Below are 15,118 nucleotides of genomic sequence, written 5' to 3'. Positions count from 1 at the left end.
AACTCGTTGTTACATCTTTTGTTTTTACTTTGCATATTGAATGCGTTTTTGTTGCTCCGCAATATTTAATTCTGGAGTATATTGTTTTACTAAATGTAATACCTCTCCCATTAACAATTCTAACTCTTTCACACTATTCTCTGGATGTCCTATTAAAATATTCGCCATACGCTCATATAAATTTTCAGGCTTAATCCCCATTCGTTCCACATTATATGGCATCCATTTAAATGCAGGATGATGCACGTACATGCGGTTCAGACCAAATAAGACTCCAAATATATTTCTTTGAACTTCACAAATAACATCATATAGCATAAGCCAATCTTTTCGTTTTAAAAGAGCCTCTCGATTATGCCAACGATTGCTTAACCAAAGGTTTTCTGCAATCATTTTTTGCGCCAATTCTTCTGGATACGCTTCAACTCTATCTTTTAGAGTATGTACTTTCACTTCTCCATACAAACTCACACCATCATGAATGGATGATACAATACATTGTTTCTCATAATTGATATCATACCGCTCTACAACTTCTGAAATAATTTTTTCTACGGTCACTGTTAAAAAATTACTAATCTCTAGTTTAATTCCTTCTTTCGTCAAATACGTCTCCGACCATTCTTCTTCCTCGTAAGGATAATATGATAAAATTTTTCCACCAATATGATTAATAGGCTCTTTACGATCCTCATCCTCTGGTGGTTCCGACCATAAAATATGTAATTCAATATCTGAATGTTCATCCTCTAATTTTCTAGCTACTGAACCTGCTAAAATAATAGCTTCGATTTTCGGGTTTTTTCTATAAATCTCCGACATTTCTATCGCTTTCTCTCTTAATCCCATTTCATCCCCCCCTAAAACTGCAGTACTCCCCTTACTCTTCATTTATCTATTTCGATATTGCATATTATATTACCTTTTCAAATTCACACTTAATCAAATTTCTACCCAATAACGCTGAACAACTTCACCAGTACGAGAAGAAACTACCTCATTTTCTAACACACCGCCAACCTTTTGAATCGTTTTAGCAGAACCGATATTGGATTTATCGCAAGTTATTAATACTTTCTGCAATCCTAATTTTTGCGCTTCAGTTAATGCAAGCTTTAGTTGTTTCGTAGCGTAACCGTGGCGACGTTTATTCGGATGGACACTATATCCAATATGACCGCTTTCCCTTAATAATTCTGGATTTAATCTATGTCTAATATTCACAAAACCTATAAGTTCCCCTTTTTCAAAACTTAAAAACTGACTAGATGGCACTCGATTCGCTTGTAAGTTTTCTCCTACTTCTTGTATACTCACTTTTTCAAACCATTCAGCTAGGGAATCAAAATTTTGTAAAGAGCTACTACCGTGTGGTTGTTCTCCTGCATGTAAAAAAGCCTCCCGATACTCTATAATTTGTTCACTATATTTATGCGTTGGTTTTAATAGTTTCATCGTGCTTTCCCCCTCTTAATCCCCTAAAACAAACCCCTTAATAGCTCTATTTCACCATTAAGGGGTTTCTATCATTTTTATTCAAATAACCCCATACTCAAATAACGTTCACCAGTATCAGGTGCAATACATAAAACTTTTTTACCAGCGCCTAGGCGCTTCGCTATCATAATTGCTGCGTACACAGAAGCTCCTGAAGACGGCCCTACTAATAAGCCTTCTTGTCTAGCTAAGTTTCTCATTGTCGTTAAAGCCTCTTCGTCTGCAATTTGAATAATTTCGTTATACACTTCTGTATTTAAGTTTTTCGGAATAAATCCTGGGCTTGTTCCTACTAGTTTATGAGGACCTGGTACACCACCTGATAAAACGGGAGATCCTTTCGGTTCCACTACTGCAATATATAAGTTTGGTAATTTCTCTTTTAACGTTTCACCAGTCCCTGTAATCGTTCCGCCTGTTCCTGCCGTTGCAACAAAAGCATCAAGCTCTCCATCCATTTGTTCGTAAATTTCAAGTGCAGTCGTATAACGGTGAATATTCGGATTAGCTGGATTTTCAAATTGTTGCGGGATAAAACTATTCGGTATTTGTTTTTGCAGTTCTAACGCCTTCGCAATTGCTCCTGGCATTCTTTGTTCTGCTGGTGTTAAAACTACTTCTGCCCCGTATGCTTTCAATAAATTAATACGCTCTTTTGACATATTGTCTGGCATAATTAAAATCGCTTTATACCCTTTAGCAGCTGCGTTCATCGCTAAACCAATTCCTGTATTCCCACTTGTCGGTTCAATAATTGTATCCCCTGGTTTAATGAGACCATTTTCTTCTGCAACATGAAGTAAATTATAAGCAGCACGGTCTTTCACACTACGTGATGGGTTAAACATTTCTAGTTTCACATACACATCCGCTGCGTCTTCCGGAATAAATTTAGATAATCGGACGACAGGTGTATCTCCTATTAATTCTGTTACGTTTTCACATAATTTCATAGTACATCCCCTATTCTATCGTTTTCTTATCACTTGGTAATAACCATGAAGTAAGTCCAATTAACGGTAAACAACTACATAATATCATAATGAACTGAAGGCTATATATATCAGCTAACTTTCCTAGTACTACAGCACCTAGAGCACCAAGGCCGAACGCAAGACCTACAATTAGACCTGATACCATCCCTACTTTTCCCGGAACAAGCTCTTGCGCGTATACAACAATTACACTAAAACTACTTGAACTAATAAAACCGATACATAAAAATAAAGGTACGACCCACACAAGTGAGACATGTGGTAATAACAGTGCAAGTGGCGCTGAACCTAACATTGAAAATACGATGATGTTTTTCTTACCAAATCGATCTGCTAACGGTCCTCCGAAGAAAGTTCCTAACACACCAGCAATCATAAATGCGAATACGAAATACTGGGCATTTTTTATAGATAAATCATAATGCTCAATTAAGTAAAATTGATAGAAATTCCCGATACCGGCACCGTACCAAGAGCGCACAAAAGTAAGAAAAACAAGAAGTATAATAACGAATTTAATGTGTGTACTTACAATTGCATTTTCCGCCTCAAGTGCAGCTCTCTTCTTCCTTCTTACAGCGCCGGTTGCTAATTCATTTTTGTACCAATTCGATACGAAAATTAATAATATAATTCCTACTGCTGCAAATGCTGTAAAACCTAAAGAACCAATTTGACCAAGCGGAACGAAAATTAGCGCTGTAAAAATGGGAGCTAAGGAATTCCCCGTGTTTCCCCCAACTTGATAAATCGCTTGCGCTAACCCTCGTTTTGCACCTGCCGCCATATACGCAACACGAGCGCCTTCTGGATGAAAGACTGCAGAACCTAAGCCAATAAATAAAACAGAAATAATAACAATAATAAAGTTTGGTGCAAACGCGAGTCCAATCATTCCAAGCATACTCGAAAACATGCCGAGTGGTAATAAAAATGGTGACGGCTTCTTATCTGAATACATACCAAACACCGGTTGCATAATCGATGACGTCATATTTAACGCAAACGCAATCCACCCTACTTGCATATAGGATAAATTCATCGTTTTTTCCAAAATAGGAAACAACGCCGGCACAACTGCTTGCATCGAATCATTTAAAAAATGTCCGAAGCTAATCGCAAATAATATTCGGTATATTGTCAGTGTTTCTACAGTTTTTTTTTGTGAAACTGCCTGCATATGTGAATCTCCCCTTTCTGTACAAAGCATTTATTAAAGTAGGTGTAATAAATTCTGACTTTTGAAACATTTCCATTCTATACTGCTTTCATTTCTTTTTCCAGAAATATAACTTAACTTCCGTCATTGGCTTGCATCCTTGTAACTTTCAGCGGTAAAACATTACAGAAAAAGGCAACCCAATCACATACTGGGTTGCCTCTCAAATTAAATCGCAAAACGCTTATACTTTTCGTAATCACTCGTCTTACATTCTAGTTCAATTTTTGTACCTTCGTTCTCATAACTCGTAGATAAAACGTGCGCATGATTGTTGAAATACGAAACTACCTGTCCTTGGTCATATGGAATTAACATTTCACACTTCGTATACTCTTTATAAATATACGAGCGAATCATTTCTACAAGCTCTTCAATTCCAACATGCTTCTTCGCAGATAAATACACGCGGTCTTCTTGTACTTTTGGAATTTCAACATCTATCATATCTGATTTGTTATATGCATATATCGTTGGAATATTTTCTACTCCAATTTTCTTTAACGTTTCATTTGTAATATCAATTAATTGTTCATAATTTGGATTTGCGTAATCTACAACGTGAATAAGTAAGTCTGCTTCTGCTACTTCTTCTAACGTTGAACGGAACGCTTTCACAAGATGATGTGGTAATTTACTTACAAATCCAACCGTATCCGTTAATAAAAATGATTTATTATCTGGTAAATCAATATTTCGTACAGATGTTTCTAATGTCGCGAATAACATATCTTTTTCAAATACTTGTTTTTCTTCCGTACCATTATAAATTTCCAGCATTGCATTCATCGTCGTTGATTTTCCTGCGTTCGTATAGCCTACTAATGCTACAACTGGTACTTCATTTTTCTTACGTTGCTTTCGCTGCGTTTGACGCTGAGCAACAAGCGCTTCTAAATCTTTATTTAAAACTGAAATTTGCTCTTCAATTTTACGACGATCTAACTCTAATTTCTTCTCACCGACACCTTTATTTTTCGTACCAACGCCGCCGCTCTGTCTTCCTAATGATTCACGAAGACCGATTAAACGAGGCATCATATACTGAAGATGCGCTACTTCTACTTGCAGCTGCGCTTCTTTCGTTTTCGCACGTTGCGCAAAAATATCTAAAATTAAAATGGTACGATCAATAACTTTACAGTCTAAATCTTCCTCTAAATTTCGAATTTGTGAAGGAGATAATTCGTCATTAAAGATTACCATATTCGCATCTACTTCATTTACATAGGCTGCTACTTCTTCAATCTTTCCTTTTCCAATATAATGTGATGGATTTACTCGTTGTAAATTTTGCGTCACTTGCCCGATTACCTCTACATCACAAGCTTCTGCAAGATTCGTTAACTCTTCCATAGAATATATAAAATCATCTTCATTTCCTAAATTCACTCCAACTAAAACTGCTCTTTGTAATAATTCTTCCATATATTTATTCCTCCATTTCGATTACGTAAAATAAAAAACACAGGTCGCTGCCTGTGTTTTCGTAAACGGATAAGGGTTCACCAAAGAAATAGAAGAAAGTTATACTTTCATCCTATCTCATAGTCAATAAGTCTCAAGATCATATACGAATCCACAACAAGTGTTCACCTATACGATCCCAATCTAATTTTAAAGGCAAAACAAAAAGAGGGCGTATTCGTCCCTCCCTCTTTTTCACATATAAGCTTAATAAAGGGTTCCTTTAAAATAGGCAGACCAATCCCGTTCACTCTGTACACAGACAGAGCCTTTGAGCGCTATTCAATTATCGGCACAAAGTATTGAGACGTAATCTGATTAAGATCAAAGGAAGCCCCTCCGTTCATTTTAAGTTATATAAAGTGTAGCATAAGTAATTCGCTTTCACAAGGTTAACCCCCCTATAGAAACAGAAAGAAAATCTTTATATTTTTACTTTAATCGTCATTTTTTGCGTGTTCTTCTCACAAAAAAACTAACAACAGCAATGATCAATAGCAGACCTATGGATATGATAGCAACTTGCCACCAACTGAAACCACTCACCATTCCACCTTTTAAATTCACTTTCTTCGTCGGAACAGACTCTTTTGCAATATGACTTAAAGCCGCTTTGTCCACCCCTGCCTCATCCAATCTCTTCGTTCCACTACAACTATGTGTGTGTAATTGTTTTTCTGATCCCCTTTGAGAAGAAAACACTAAGTACTCTCCTCCCTCTACAAAGTGAAACACACAATCACCACCATTTGTATATACGATAATTTGCGAAGAAGTTGTCCCTTTCCATATTTTCTTCACTTCAAATAATACTTCAATCCCAATCCCTTCTTTCCTTCCAATCTCAATTACTTTCCCCTCAAACACTACATCATTTTTTTGAAATGCATCTTCTGCTGTTACATTAATACAATCACAGGCATGAGATTTCTCTGGAAAAATAATAAGAATAAAGCTACAAATAATGACAACAGGCAACATGCGCAAAATTCTTTTCAAGGAGCCCCACTCCCTTCATTATCAATTTCAAAAGCTTCTCGTATATTATTTTTACGCTACTCGTCAAATTCCTCTAGAGTAAATTAAACGGTATCGTTTCCATACAATAAAAGTCTTTATTGACATTTTTATAACCTGATATTAGTATCAGGTTATAAAAATAAGTTAGGAGATGTCCCTATGAATTCTAAATCTCGTATTACCGCAATTGGTACTTATGTTCCAAATCAAATATTGTCTAATAACGATTTAGAAAAAATGGTCCATACGAATGATGAATGGATTGTGCAAAGAACAGGCATGAAAGAAAGAAGAATTGCTAACGAAGACGAATACTCCTCACACTTAGCCATTAAAGCAGTCGAAAATTTGTGTACAACATATAAGAAAAACTTAGAAGATATTGACTGTATCATCGTTGCTACAACTACTGCTGACTATGTTTTTCCTAGTGTCGCTTGCCAAATACAACAATACTTCAACATACCTCATACACTAGCTTTTGATTTAAATGCGACTTGCGCTGGTTTCACATACGGACTGCATGTCGGTAATAGCTTAATCACTTCTGGATCACATCAAAAAGTACTCGTCATAGCGACAGAGACATTATCTAAAGTTACTGATTACACCGATAGAACGACCTGTATTTTGTTCGGTGATGGCGCTGGAGCTATTTTATTAGAAAGAGATGAAAACAAACCAAGCTTTATTGCTGCTCACATGGGAACAAACGGTGACGGTGGTATTCATCTATACAGAACAAACTTATCTACTACTATGAATGGCACACCACTACAAACAAATGAAAAAATCGTTCAAAACGGAAGAGAAGTATATAAATGGGCTGTACGAACAGTACCATACGGCATAAAAGAACTATTACATACTGCAAATTTGCAAATAGATGATATAGACTGGTTCATACCACATAGTGCTAACTTAAGAATGATTGAATCTATTTGCGAAAAATCAAAAATATCTATTCAAAAAACATTAACGAGTGTGGAAGATATGGGGAATACATCTTCCGTCTCTATTCCACTCGCTTTAGATTTAGCTAGAAAAAAAGGAAGATTAAATAACGGAGATACACTTTTGCTATACGGATTTGGCGGTGGACTTACGCATTTAGGGCTTATTGTGGAGTGGGATTTAAGTTAAGTATTGAAAAAGAGGTTCTAATTAGTAACTAGAACCTCTTTCTCATTTAATTTCTCGCCCCTTTTCGAGACCATATCACAATAGGAATAAGCAATAATGCTAGCACTCCTCCCGCTAATGATAATGCGGCATAACTGGAATTCGCTACTATCATACCTGACATCGCTCCACCAGAAGCCCCAGCTAACGCAACAAATACATCTATTTTGCCTTGTGTTTTTGCACGTGTAGAAGGTATAGTTGCATCAACAATTTGAGCTGTGCCACTTATTAAACCGAGGTTCCAACCTAACCCAAGTAAAGACAGAGCAACAATTAATAATAGTAAAGAATCACTCGGCGCCATCGCAGCTATGACACCCGCCGCTAATAAAATTATTCCACCAGCTATACTCATCGTAGTTCGTCCGATTTTATCAATTAACATTCCTGTAACGAGAGACGGAAGATACATTGCACCTACATGAAAACCAATTACAAGCCCTACTGCACTTAAACCATGACCATGATGCCCCATATGAACTGGCGTCATCGTCATAATCGCAACCATCACTATTTGAGTAAGTATCATAACGATTGCTCCAACTGTAATACCTCGTTTGTTTTCTTTCACTTCTTCTGTTACTGGTTGCCCTTTATATGTATGTTCTCGTTTATATGTTTCTATTATGTTAGCAATAATTAATGGATCTGGACGAAGCATAATAAAAAGGACAAGACCCGCCAGTATAAATGCCGCTGCTGATAATATAAACGGACCTGCAAGGTTAGGAATTCCGATTGAATGGGCAAAATCTCCCATTACGCCTACTAAGTTCGGTCCTGCAACTGCACCGAAAGTCGTCATAACCATCGTAATACTAATAGCAGTTGCTCGTTGTCTCTTATCTGCTAAATCGGTACCAGCATAACGAGCTTGTAGATTCGTCGCTGTACCTGCACCATATATGAGTAAAGAAATAAGTAAAAGAATAATGCTATTTGTTAAAGCTGCCATTACAACACCAATTGCTCCAAATCCACCTACTATAAACCCTGTTGCAAGACCTATCCGGCGTCCATATCGTTGCGAAAGCTTCCCTACTATGAAGGCTGCTAATGCCGATCCCAATGTAAACATAGCAGTCGGTAATCCTGCAAATGCATCTGTTCCAAGCATTTGCTGCGCAAGAAGTGCTCCCACTGTAATACCAGCAGCTAGTCCTGCACCGCCAAACATTTGTGAAATGCTGACGATTATTAACGTTCGTTTGTATAATTTTTGTTGCTCTTCTTCTGTGTACACATGATTATCTATTAAAGCCCCTGCCTTATATAGCAATTCCCCATCCTCCTTTTAAAGTTAAGCCCTCTTGTTAATGTACTATGTTTAACGTTGCATATTCAATGGCAATTTCGATTCGTTCCTTTCATTCTAAAAAACTTTCTAATCATACTCGACTTATCCCATGCTACATTAAAAATACTGCTATTCACAATATACAAGGAGAAAACAATGAAAAAACAGGCTGCTATAGCCTGTTTTTCTTTACGCTTCTTCCACTAATCTTCCCCTTCTCTTTTTACTCAAAGCTTTCCCTTCCCAAAACAACAAACTTACGAAAGCACAAATTAAAATAATTGGCACACTTGCTGTATATAAATCTGTAAAACTCATAGCCATCTGATTCTTGGCATAATGATTCACATCATTCGAAAATGTGAGTACCTCTTTCTTTATACTTTCTTCTTGTTTTTCAACTTCTTTTGTCACTTGCCTCATAACTTCTTCTCTTTTTACATCTCTATATTCTACTGGAACTTCTCTTAATATTTCATCCGTCTTGTCGCGAATCAATTCTTCCTTTTTCTCTTTACTTAATCCCATTATCATTGCATTTTGTTTCTTATTTATATTTGACTCTAAACTTTGATTCTGTATTTTTTCTTTAGTCATTTGTAAAATTTCAGTTTGCTCAGCACTATTCACATGAATATTACGCACCTTTTCTTCTGCATAACGATATACATTTTCTTTATTTACAGTTAAATTGTGAGTTAAGTTAGAGACAAATATTGCGACCGCCAATACAATTCCAACTTGTCGTAACATTGATACAACACTTTGAGAAGCAGTTAATAATTCTCCTTCAAAGGAAGACGCACTTAAAACTGTAATTGGCCCCACTACTAAACCATATCCAACACCTAATATCATACACGGAATAATAATTTCTATATTTGTTGAATCAACATCAATCATTTGCAACCAATAGTAGGAAAGCCCCATAACAAGAAATCCTGACAAAATAATAGTTACTTTTCCGAGTTTTTTAATTAAAGTTGCTGCAACTGGTGAGACAAAAAATATCATTGCTGAAATAGGTGTCACTAAAAAAGCCGCTTCAATTTCCGTTCTACCTTGTAGTTTCGTCAAGAACGTTGGAAGCAATACAGTAACTCCAATTAAAAATAAATTACTTAATATAACAACGATAGACGCTCCGACAAACATTCGATCTTGAAATAACTTTAAATTCACCATTGGGTTATGAATCTTTCGTTCTACTAAAACAAATAGAATAAGAGAAATAGTGCTAATTGCATAACAAGACAAAGCAATATTACTTTGCCATCCCCATGTATTACCTTTTACTAATATGAGAGTAAATGAAAAAATTGCTGTGCTACTTAATAGTAGTCCTATCCAATCTATTTTTGAGATAATACGTTCTTCATTTTTTATTTGTAGCATGATGCAACATAACACGATTCCTATTATACAAACCGGAACATTAACGAAGAACACCCATCTCCATCCTAAATTTTGCGTAATAATTCCACCTATTACTGGTCCCATAGCAGCTGATAATCCTTGTGTAACTCCTAAAATCGCAAGTGCAACATGTCTCTTTGCTAATGGCATAGCTGATACACCTATTACCATACTCGTTGGAAATAAAATTGCTGCCCCAATACTTTGTATTAAACGAGAAAAAATGAGAAAATCGCCTGTATTAGCAAAAGCGCAAAGTACTGATCCACCACCAAAAATCACCAGACCAAGAATATACATCTTTGCTTTCCCAAAAATATCAGCTATCCGTCCTAGCGGAATGGCGAGTACTGCAATCGTCATTGTATAGACATTTAATACCCAAGACATCTTTTCTAATGAAGTATTTACACTCGATTGTATGGCCGGTAAAGCTATATTCATAATTGTCGTATCAATCATACAAAGAAAAATACCTAGACACATTAAAAAGACAATCTTAATACCCTTTGATTGCTCCATGTTTATCTACCCCTTTATTTATTGTGAACTTTTTTTCATTCTTCTGTTTTATTATTTCCCTTTGCCTCTAACTGTTCTAATTTTCTCTTTAACGTCTCCACTTGCGCACTATACGAAGCAATACCTACATCGAGCGAAATTTCTTCAACGAAAGTAATACCTACTCTCCACTTTTCATATTTCAATCGAAGATCCGCAATATATGCTTCTTTTCGTTTAATTTCGTCTTCAATCCATTTTTTTATCGCCTTATCATCGCTATAATTTCCGAAATACATCCTCATTAAAAAATCTGAACGCAACACATCTTTCTCTACGTCCGTTTGCATGTATTGATAAAACTCTTCACGTCCTTCATCTGTAATAAAGTACATTTTCTTGTTCGGTTTTCCTTCTTGCATTACAACTTCTTTTTTTATTTTCCCCTCATTCTCTAGTTGTCGTAACGTTGGATAAATCATTCCAAAACTCCCATCAAAAAAATGCGTAAATACATCTTCGAACACAATTTTAATATCATAACCAGACATTTCTTTTCCCATTAATAAACCTAAAACAACATCTCTTCCCTTCAAACTAAAACCCCCATACAGTATATAATCAATAATCATATTAACATTGTTAATATGATTATTGATCATATACCTTTTTTTGTTAATTGTAAAATGTTTCTAAATGAAAAACCATCCTATATCTCACATTCAAACTTTAGGCTATTTTACAACTACATCTTGATTATTTTCAAAGTCCTCTGCCTTACCTTCTTTCATTTCATAATAATAAGAAGGTAATTCTATACCATGCTCTAAGAAATAATCCTCAATTAATGAAATAATCACTTTCAATGTTTTCAAACGTGCATATAATTTATCATTACTCGCGATAATTTGCCACTTCGCATTTGGCTTACTTGTTTTTTCAAACATGTCTTCCATTGCTTCAACATACTCATCCCATTTTTCACGATTACGCCAATCTTCGTCTGTAATTTTCCATCTTTTCAAAGGATTTTTCTCTCTATCTTTAAACCTCTTTAACTGCTCCTCTTTACTTATATGGTAGAAGAACTTCCCTATTATGTAATGGTCATCTGTTAGTAGTTTTTCAAAATCATTAATCTCATCATATGCTCTCATCCACTCTTCCTTTGTAGCAAATCCTTCCACACGCTCAACTAACACACGACCGTACCATGAGCGATCAAAAATAGTAATTTGCCCATACTGAGGAAGTTTCCGCCAGAAACGTTGCAAATAATGGTAACGTTTTTCATGAGGTGCAGGTGCTCCAATTGGAGTTACTTGAAAACCACGTGGATCAAGATGCTCCGTCACTCTTTTAATCGCTCCACCTTTACCTGCCGCATCCCAACCTTCCATAACGAGCATAACCGCGATTTTTTCTTCTTTTAAAATTTGCTGTAATGCTAATAAGCGCCTTTGATATTTTTCGAGTTTCTTATTGTACTTAGATTTTGATTCAATTTTTTTCGTTAAATCTACTTTAGCAAGATGCCCATTTCCCATAAAACAAATCCCCCTTGTTGTATGATAATATTATTTTAACATATTTTTGGTAAATTTTTCATATTACAAAAAACTGTGCAGGAGAATCTCTACACAGTTTTTCACTCTAACTTTACATCTACCTCGATATTCCCTTTTCTATTGCTCACAGCTTTCATGATGTGTATTAGCATATGGATCAAATGTAATAATTCTTAACAATCACCCTTACATTAAATGGTATATCCTCTTATAAAGAGAAGATAATAACAAATAAATCCGTTACAGAATGGGAGTTCTCAAAAATGAAACGAAAAATATTCTCTCTCTTTGTGCTTATTTGTGTAGTACTACCAATGCAAGCTAGCGCTTACACATTTCAATCGCTACCAATTGTGTTAAAGTCTAAACAATGGTATATCGAAATTGATAAATCTCATAACTCAAACGAACAAATAATCCGGTCAAAACAAGGTGTATATGATACGTATAGTTTACTCGTAAAAAATATCGGTACTGATGTTTCAAATGTATCTGTAGAAATACTTGATAACACGCCTACATCTAAAGCTACCTTTACACCTACTACATCTGATGAAAACATTTCAAAAAGTCATACAAGCTTTGACTACATGGTATTTCCATTAGATTTTAATAGCCATAATTTTAAAGTCGTTATTACTTGGGAAGAAAAGAATTTCTCTTACAATGGTCATCCGGTAAATGAGGGTAAAAAAATGAAACAAACATTTGTATTTAATGAAGACTAAGCCTTATTTTAAGTATGGCTTAGTCTTTTTTTTATGAAATCCGATTGGATTGCTTCTGTCACTTCTTTTGCAATTGCCATTTTCGTTGCTTTCTTGCAAATACATGTTTCCCATATATGTACAGAAGGCTCTTCATTAGAAAGATGCTTCAATAATATGAACCGTTCATACTCTATTTTATTATCAACAGGAGTCACAATATATACAGTAAAATTCTTCGTATTAAATACCTGTTCTTTTACAACATATTCGCCTTGTAGTTCCGATTCTAAAAATTCGTTGAAGCAATCTACAACCATATAAGATAACTCCTTTCATTATTCATCCAAATTTTTAATCAAACTTACGAATACTTGGGACAGATAGCGCTATTACAATTGTAAAGATTACGAATAATGCTAGCATTAATATAGTTACCTCTCCGCCTATTACATTCGCTAACCAACCAACAACTACATATCCTAATGGCAATAAAGCAAAAGAACCTAACATATCAAGGCTTGCTACTCTTCCGAAAGCTTCTTCCGGTACGAGCTCTTGTAAACTCGTTTCCCAAATGAGTCCAAATATCATCATACCGAATCCTTCAATTGCCATTAAGAATATTAAAGCAGGCGCCCAAGAAATAAAAGGCATAACTAATAGAGCGAAGCCGCTAATTAAAACACCTCCATAGGCCAGTAACCCTCTCTTGTGCCACCGCTCTTTCCCACCAAATATTAATGCGGCAATTACAGCACCGCCACCAGAAGATGCCATTCCCAGTCCGTAAACGTAAGCTTCAAAATGATGATGAATATTAAATAACCATGGAATTAATACGACGATAATGCCGGCATAACAAATATTTACGAAAGAAAAAACGAAGATTGTAATCCAAAGCCACGGATGACTTTTTAAAACTAAAACACCCTCCATAAACTCCTTTTTATAATCGACCTTACTCTTTTCAATCGATTTTATTTTTTTAAACTTAATTTCTTTTAAAAATAATAAACATAAAAATGATAATAAGTACGTTGCTGCATCTAATCCAAATCCTATCCCAGCAGATGCAACTGAAACGATTAATCCACCAAGTGCTGGTCCAATTAACCGTATGCCTTGATTACTCATTTGCGTTAATGCATTAGCTGCATTGCGAATTTCAGGTACGAATACTTTCGCCCTCACAGCAGAATATGCTGGCTGAAATATCCCTTCCATAAGTCCATATACGGCAACGAGGACATATAACAGCCTAATCGTTAACAAATCCGTAAATATAAGTGATGCAAGTAATAGCATTACTATACAGCGGATTATATCCGTAAATAACATTAATTTTACTCGATCAATTCGATCTACAACTAACCCTGCAAACGGTAAAGCAAGAATATTAGGTAGCATATACATTGCCATAGTCATCCCCATTACAACTGTTGAACCAGTTAGTGAGTAAACAACGACTGGCAAAATAACCATTGTTATAGAACTCCCTAAAGTTGAAAGCAATTGTCCAATCCACAAAAACTTAAAATGCCGTGATACTTTGACTGGCAACAGTAATTTTCCGACATATCCTAAACCTTTTTTGGTTTGTATTTCTCCCTGCATTTTCCTCACCTCTTTTCACTTAACTATAAACTCTATAATAAACATCTGAAAAATATTAATATTCTATTTTAAATTATAATATGAAACTACTATATTTATGGTAAAATTATCAAAAAAATACAAGGGAGAAAATATGGTCATGCCTTCCAATTCACCTAACATCGAGCACCAGATCTATACAATGTGTATGATCCAGCGTAACAATGAAATTTTACTTTTAAAACGTCCCAATCATCGAGGCTTTCCTGGCTATATAGCTCCTGGCGGAAAAGTAGATTTTCCAGAAAGTATCGTCCAAGCTGCTATACGAGAAGTAAAAGAAGAAACTGGACTACACGTTTCTAATTTAACTTTTAAAGGGGTAGACGAATATGTAAATCCTAAGGGGCATGTTCGATATATGGTATTCAACTATTGGACCGACTCATTTGAAGGCGAGCTTCTTATTAATCCTCCTGAGGGTGAATTAGTATGGGTGCCAATCGATACAGCACTCAATCTTCCTATGCAAGATTGGTTTAAAGAAAGATTCCCTTTATTTTTTGAAAAAGGTACGTTTGAAATTCAACGTGTTTGGGACCGAGACTTAGATAAACAAGTCGCTATGACAATTACCCATACGTAAAAAA

The 15,118-nt window shown here is 35.5% G+C and carries 15 protein-coding genes; 3 read left to right on the top strand and 12 right to left on the bottom strand.

Annotated features, from left to right (window positions below):
* Nucleotides 1–24: 24 nt before the first annotated feature.
* The 6 genes from MHB70_RS07935 to MHB70_RS07910 all read right to left on the bottom strand — a co-directional run bounded on the left by MHB70_RS07935 (nucleotide 25) and on the right by MHB70_RS07910 (nucleotide 6,177).
* The gene (locus tag MHB70_RS07935) at nucleotides 25–849 is read right to left on the bottom strand and encodes a DUF4037 domain-containing protein (protein WP_000524270.1); all 825 of its coding nucleotides are present in this window, start codon (nucleotides 847–849) and stop codon (nucleotides 25–27) included.
* A 93-nt stretch (nucleotides 850–942) separates the two neighbouring features.
* On the bottom strand, nucleotides 943–1,455 hold the full coding sequence (locus MHB70_RS07930; protein ID WP_000771309.1) for a GNAT family N-acetyltransferase: 513 nt from the start codon (nucleotides 1,453–1,455) through the stop codon (nucleotides 943–945).
* 77 nt (nucleotides 1,456–1,532) lie between these two features.
* Nucleotides 1,533–2,450, bottom strand: a complete 918-nt coding sequence (cysK, locus tag MHB70_RS07925; protein WP_000762271.1) for a cysteine synthase A — start codon at nucleotides 2,448–2,450, stop codon at nucleotides 1,533–1,535.
* Between the two features lie 10 nt (nucleotides 2,451–2,460).
* Nucleotides 2,461–3,672, bottom strand: coding sequence for an MFS transporter (locus MHB70_RS07920; protein ID WP_061530107.1), 1,212 nt, complete (start codon nucleotides 3,670–3,672; stop codon nucleotides 2,461–2,463).
* A gap of 207 nt (nucleotides 3,673–3,879) precedes the next feature.
* The gene (gene hflX / locus MHB70_RS07915) at nucleotides 3,880–5,139 is read right to left on the bottom strand and encodes a GTPase HflX (RefSeq protein WP_000391889.1); all 1,260 of its coding nucleotides are present in this window, start codon (nucleotides 5,137–5,139) and stop codon (nucleotides 3,880–3,882) included.
* Nucleotides 5,140–5,622: 483 nt separating this feature from the next.
* A complete protein-coding gene (locus MHB70_RS07910; protein ID WP_000821918.1) occupies nucleotides 5,623–6,177 on the bottom strand; it encodes a hypothetical protein in 555 nt (184 codons plus the stop codon).
* A 180-nt stretch (nucleotides 6,178–6,357) separates the two neighbouring features.
* Here MHB70_RS07910 and MHB70_RS07905 point away from each other — a divergent pair, with 180 nt between their 5' ends.
* Nucleotides 6,358–7,341: a ketoacyl-ACP synthase III gene (locus MHB70_RS07905; RefSeq protein WP_001086330.1), complete on the top strand. Its 984-nt coding sequence runs from the start codon at nucleotides 6,358–6,360 to the stop codon at nucleotides 7,339–7,341.
* A gap of 46 nt (nucleotides 7,342–7,387) precedes the next feature.
* Here MHB70_RS07905 and MHB70_RS07900 read toward each other — a convergent pair whose 3' ends face one another.
* From MHB70_RS07900 to MHB70_RS07885, 4 genes are all read right to left on the bottom strand, one after another.
* A complete protein-coding gene (locus MHB70_RS07900; RefSeq protein ID WP_000965835.1) occupies nucleotides 7,388–8,662 on the bottom strand; it encodes an MFS transporter in 1,275 nt (424 codons plus the stop codon).
* 207 nt (nucleotides 8,663–8,869) lie between these two features.
* Nucleotides 8,870–10,618 carry an MFS transporter gene (locus MHB70_RS07895; protein WP_000438121.1) on the bottom strand — a complete coding sequence of 583 codons (1,749 nt, stop codon included), beginning with the start codon at nucleotides 10,616–10,618 and terminating at the stop codon, nucleotides 8,870–8,872.
* 35 nt (nucleotides 10,619–10,653) lie between these two features.
* Nucleotides 10,654–11,193 carry a PadR family transcriptional regulator gene (locus tag MHB70_RS07890; protein ID WP_000678343.1) on the bottom strand — a complete coding sequence of 180 codons (540 nt, stop codon included), beginning with the start codon at nucleotides 11,191–11,193 and terminating at the stop codon, nucleotides 10,654–10,656.
* 138 nt (nucleotides 11,194–11,331) lie between these two features.
* Nucleotides 11,332–12,144, bottom strand: coding sequence for a polyphosphate kinase 2 family protein (locus tag MHB70_RS07885; RefSeq protein WP_061530108.1), 813 nt, complete (start codon nucleotides 12,142–12,144; stop codon nucleotides 11,332–11,334).
* Between the two features lie 284 nt (nucleotides 12,145–12,428).
* Between MHB70_RS07885 and MHB70_RS07880 the strand changes: the two genes are divergently transcribed.
* The gene (locus tag MHB70_RS07880; protein WP_000823176.1) at nucleotides 12,429–12,893 is read left to right on the top strand and encodes a hypothetical protein; all 465 of its coding nucleotides are present in this window, start codon (nucleotides 12,429–12,431) and stop codon (nucleotides 12,891–12,893) included.
* An 8-nt stretch (nucleotides 12,894–12,901) separates the two neighbouring features.
* Here MHB70_RS07880 and MHB70_RS07875 read toward each other — a convergent pair whose 3' ends face one another.
* Nucleotides 12,902–13,192, bottom strand: coding sequence for a hypothetical protein (locus tag MHB70_RS07875; RefSeq protein ID WP_061530109.1), 291 nt, complete (start codon nucleotides 13,190–13,192; stop codon nucleotides 12,902–12,904).
* A gap of 34 nt (nucleotides 13,193–13,226) precedes the next feature.
* On the bottom strand, nucleotides 13,227–14,489 hold the full coding sequence (locus tag MHB70_RS07870) for an MFS transporter (RefSeq protein WP_001161182.1): 1,263 nt from the start codon (nucleotides 14,487–14,489) through the stop codon (nucleotides 13,227–13,229).
* A 139-nt stretch (nucleotides 14,490–14,628) separates the two neighbouring features.
* On the opposite strand from MHB70_RS07870, the gene MHB70_RS07865 reads away from it, so the two are divergent.
* Nucleotides 14,629–15,114, top strand: a complete 486-nt coding sequence (locus MHB70_RS07865; protein WP_001139831.1) for an 8-oxo-dGTP diphosphatase — start codon at nucleotides 14,629–14,631, stop codon at nucleotides 15,112–15,114.
* Nucleotides 15,115–15,118 lie beyond the last annotated feature (4 nt).

The organism is Bacillus sp. FSL M7-1020 (assembly GCF_038050415.1).
Classification (GTDB): Bacteria; Bacillota; Bacilli; order Bacillales; family Bacillaceae_G; genus Bacillus_A; species Bacillus_A toyonensis.
This window is presented reverse-complemented; position numbering and strand designations above follow the sequence as displayed.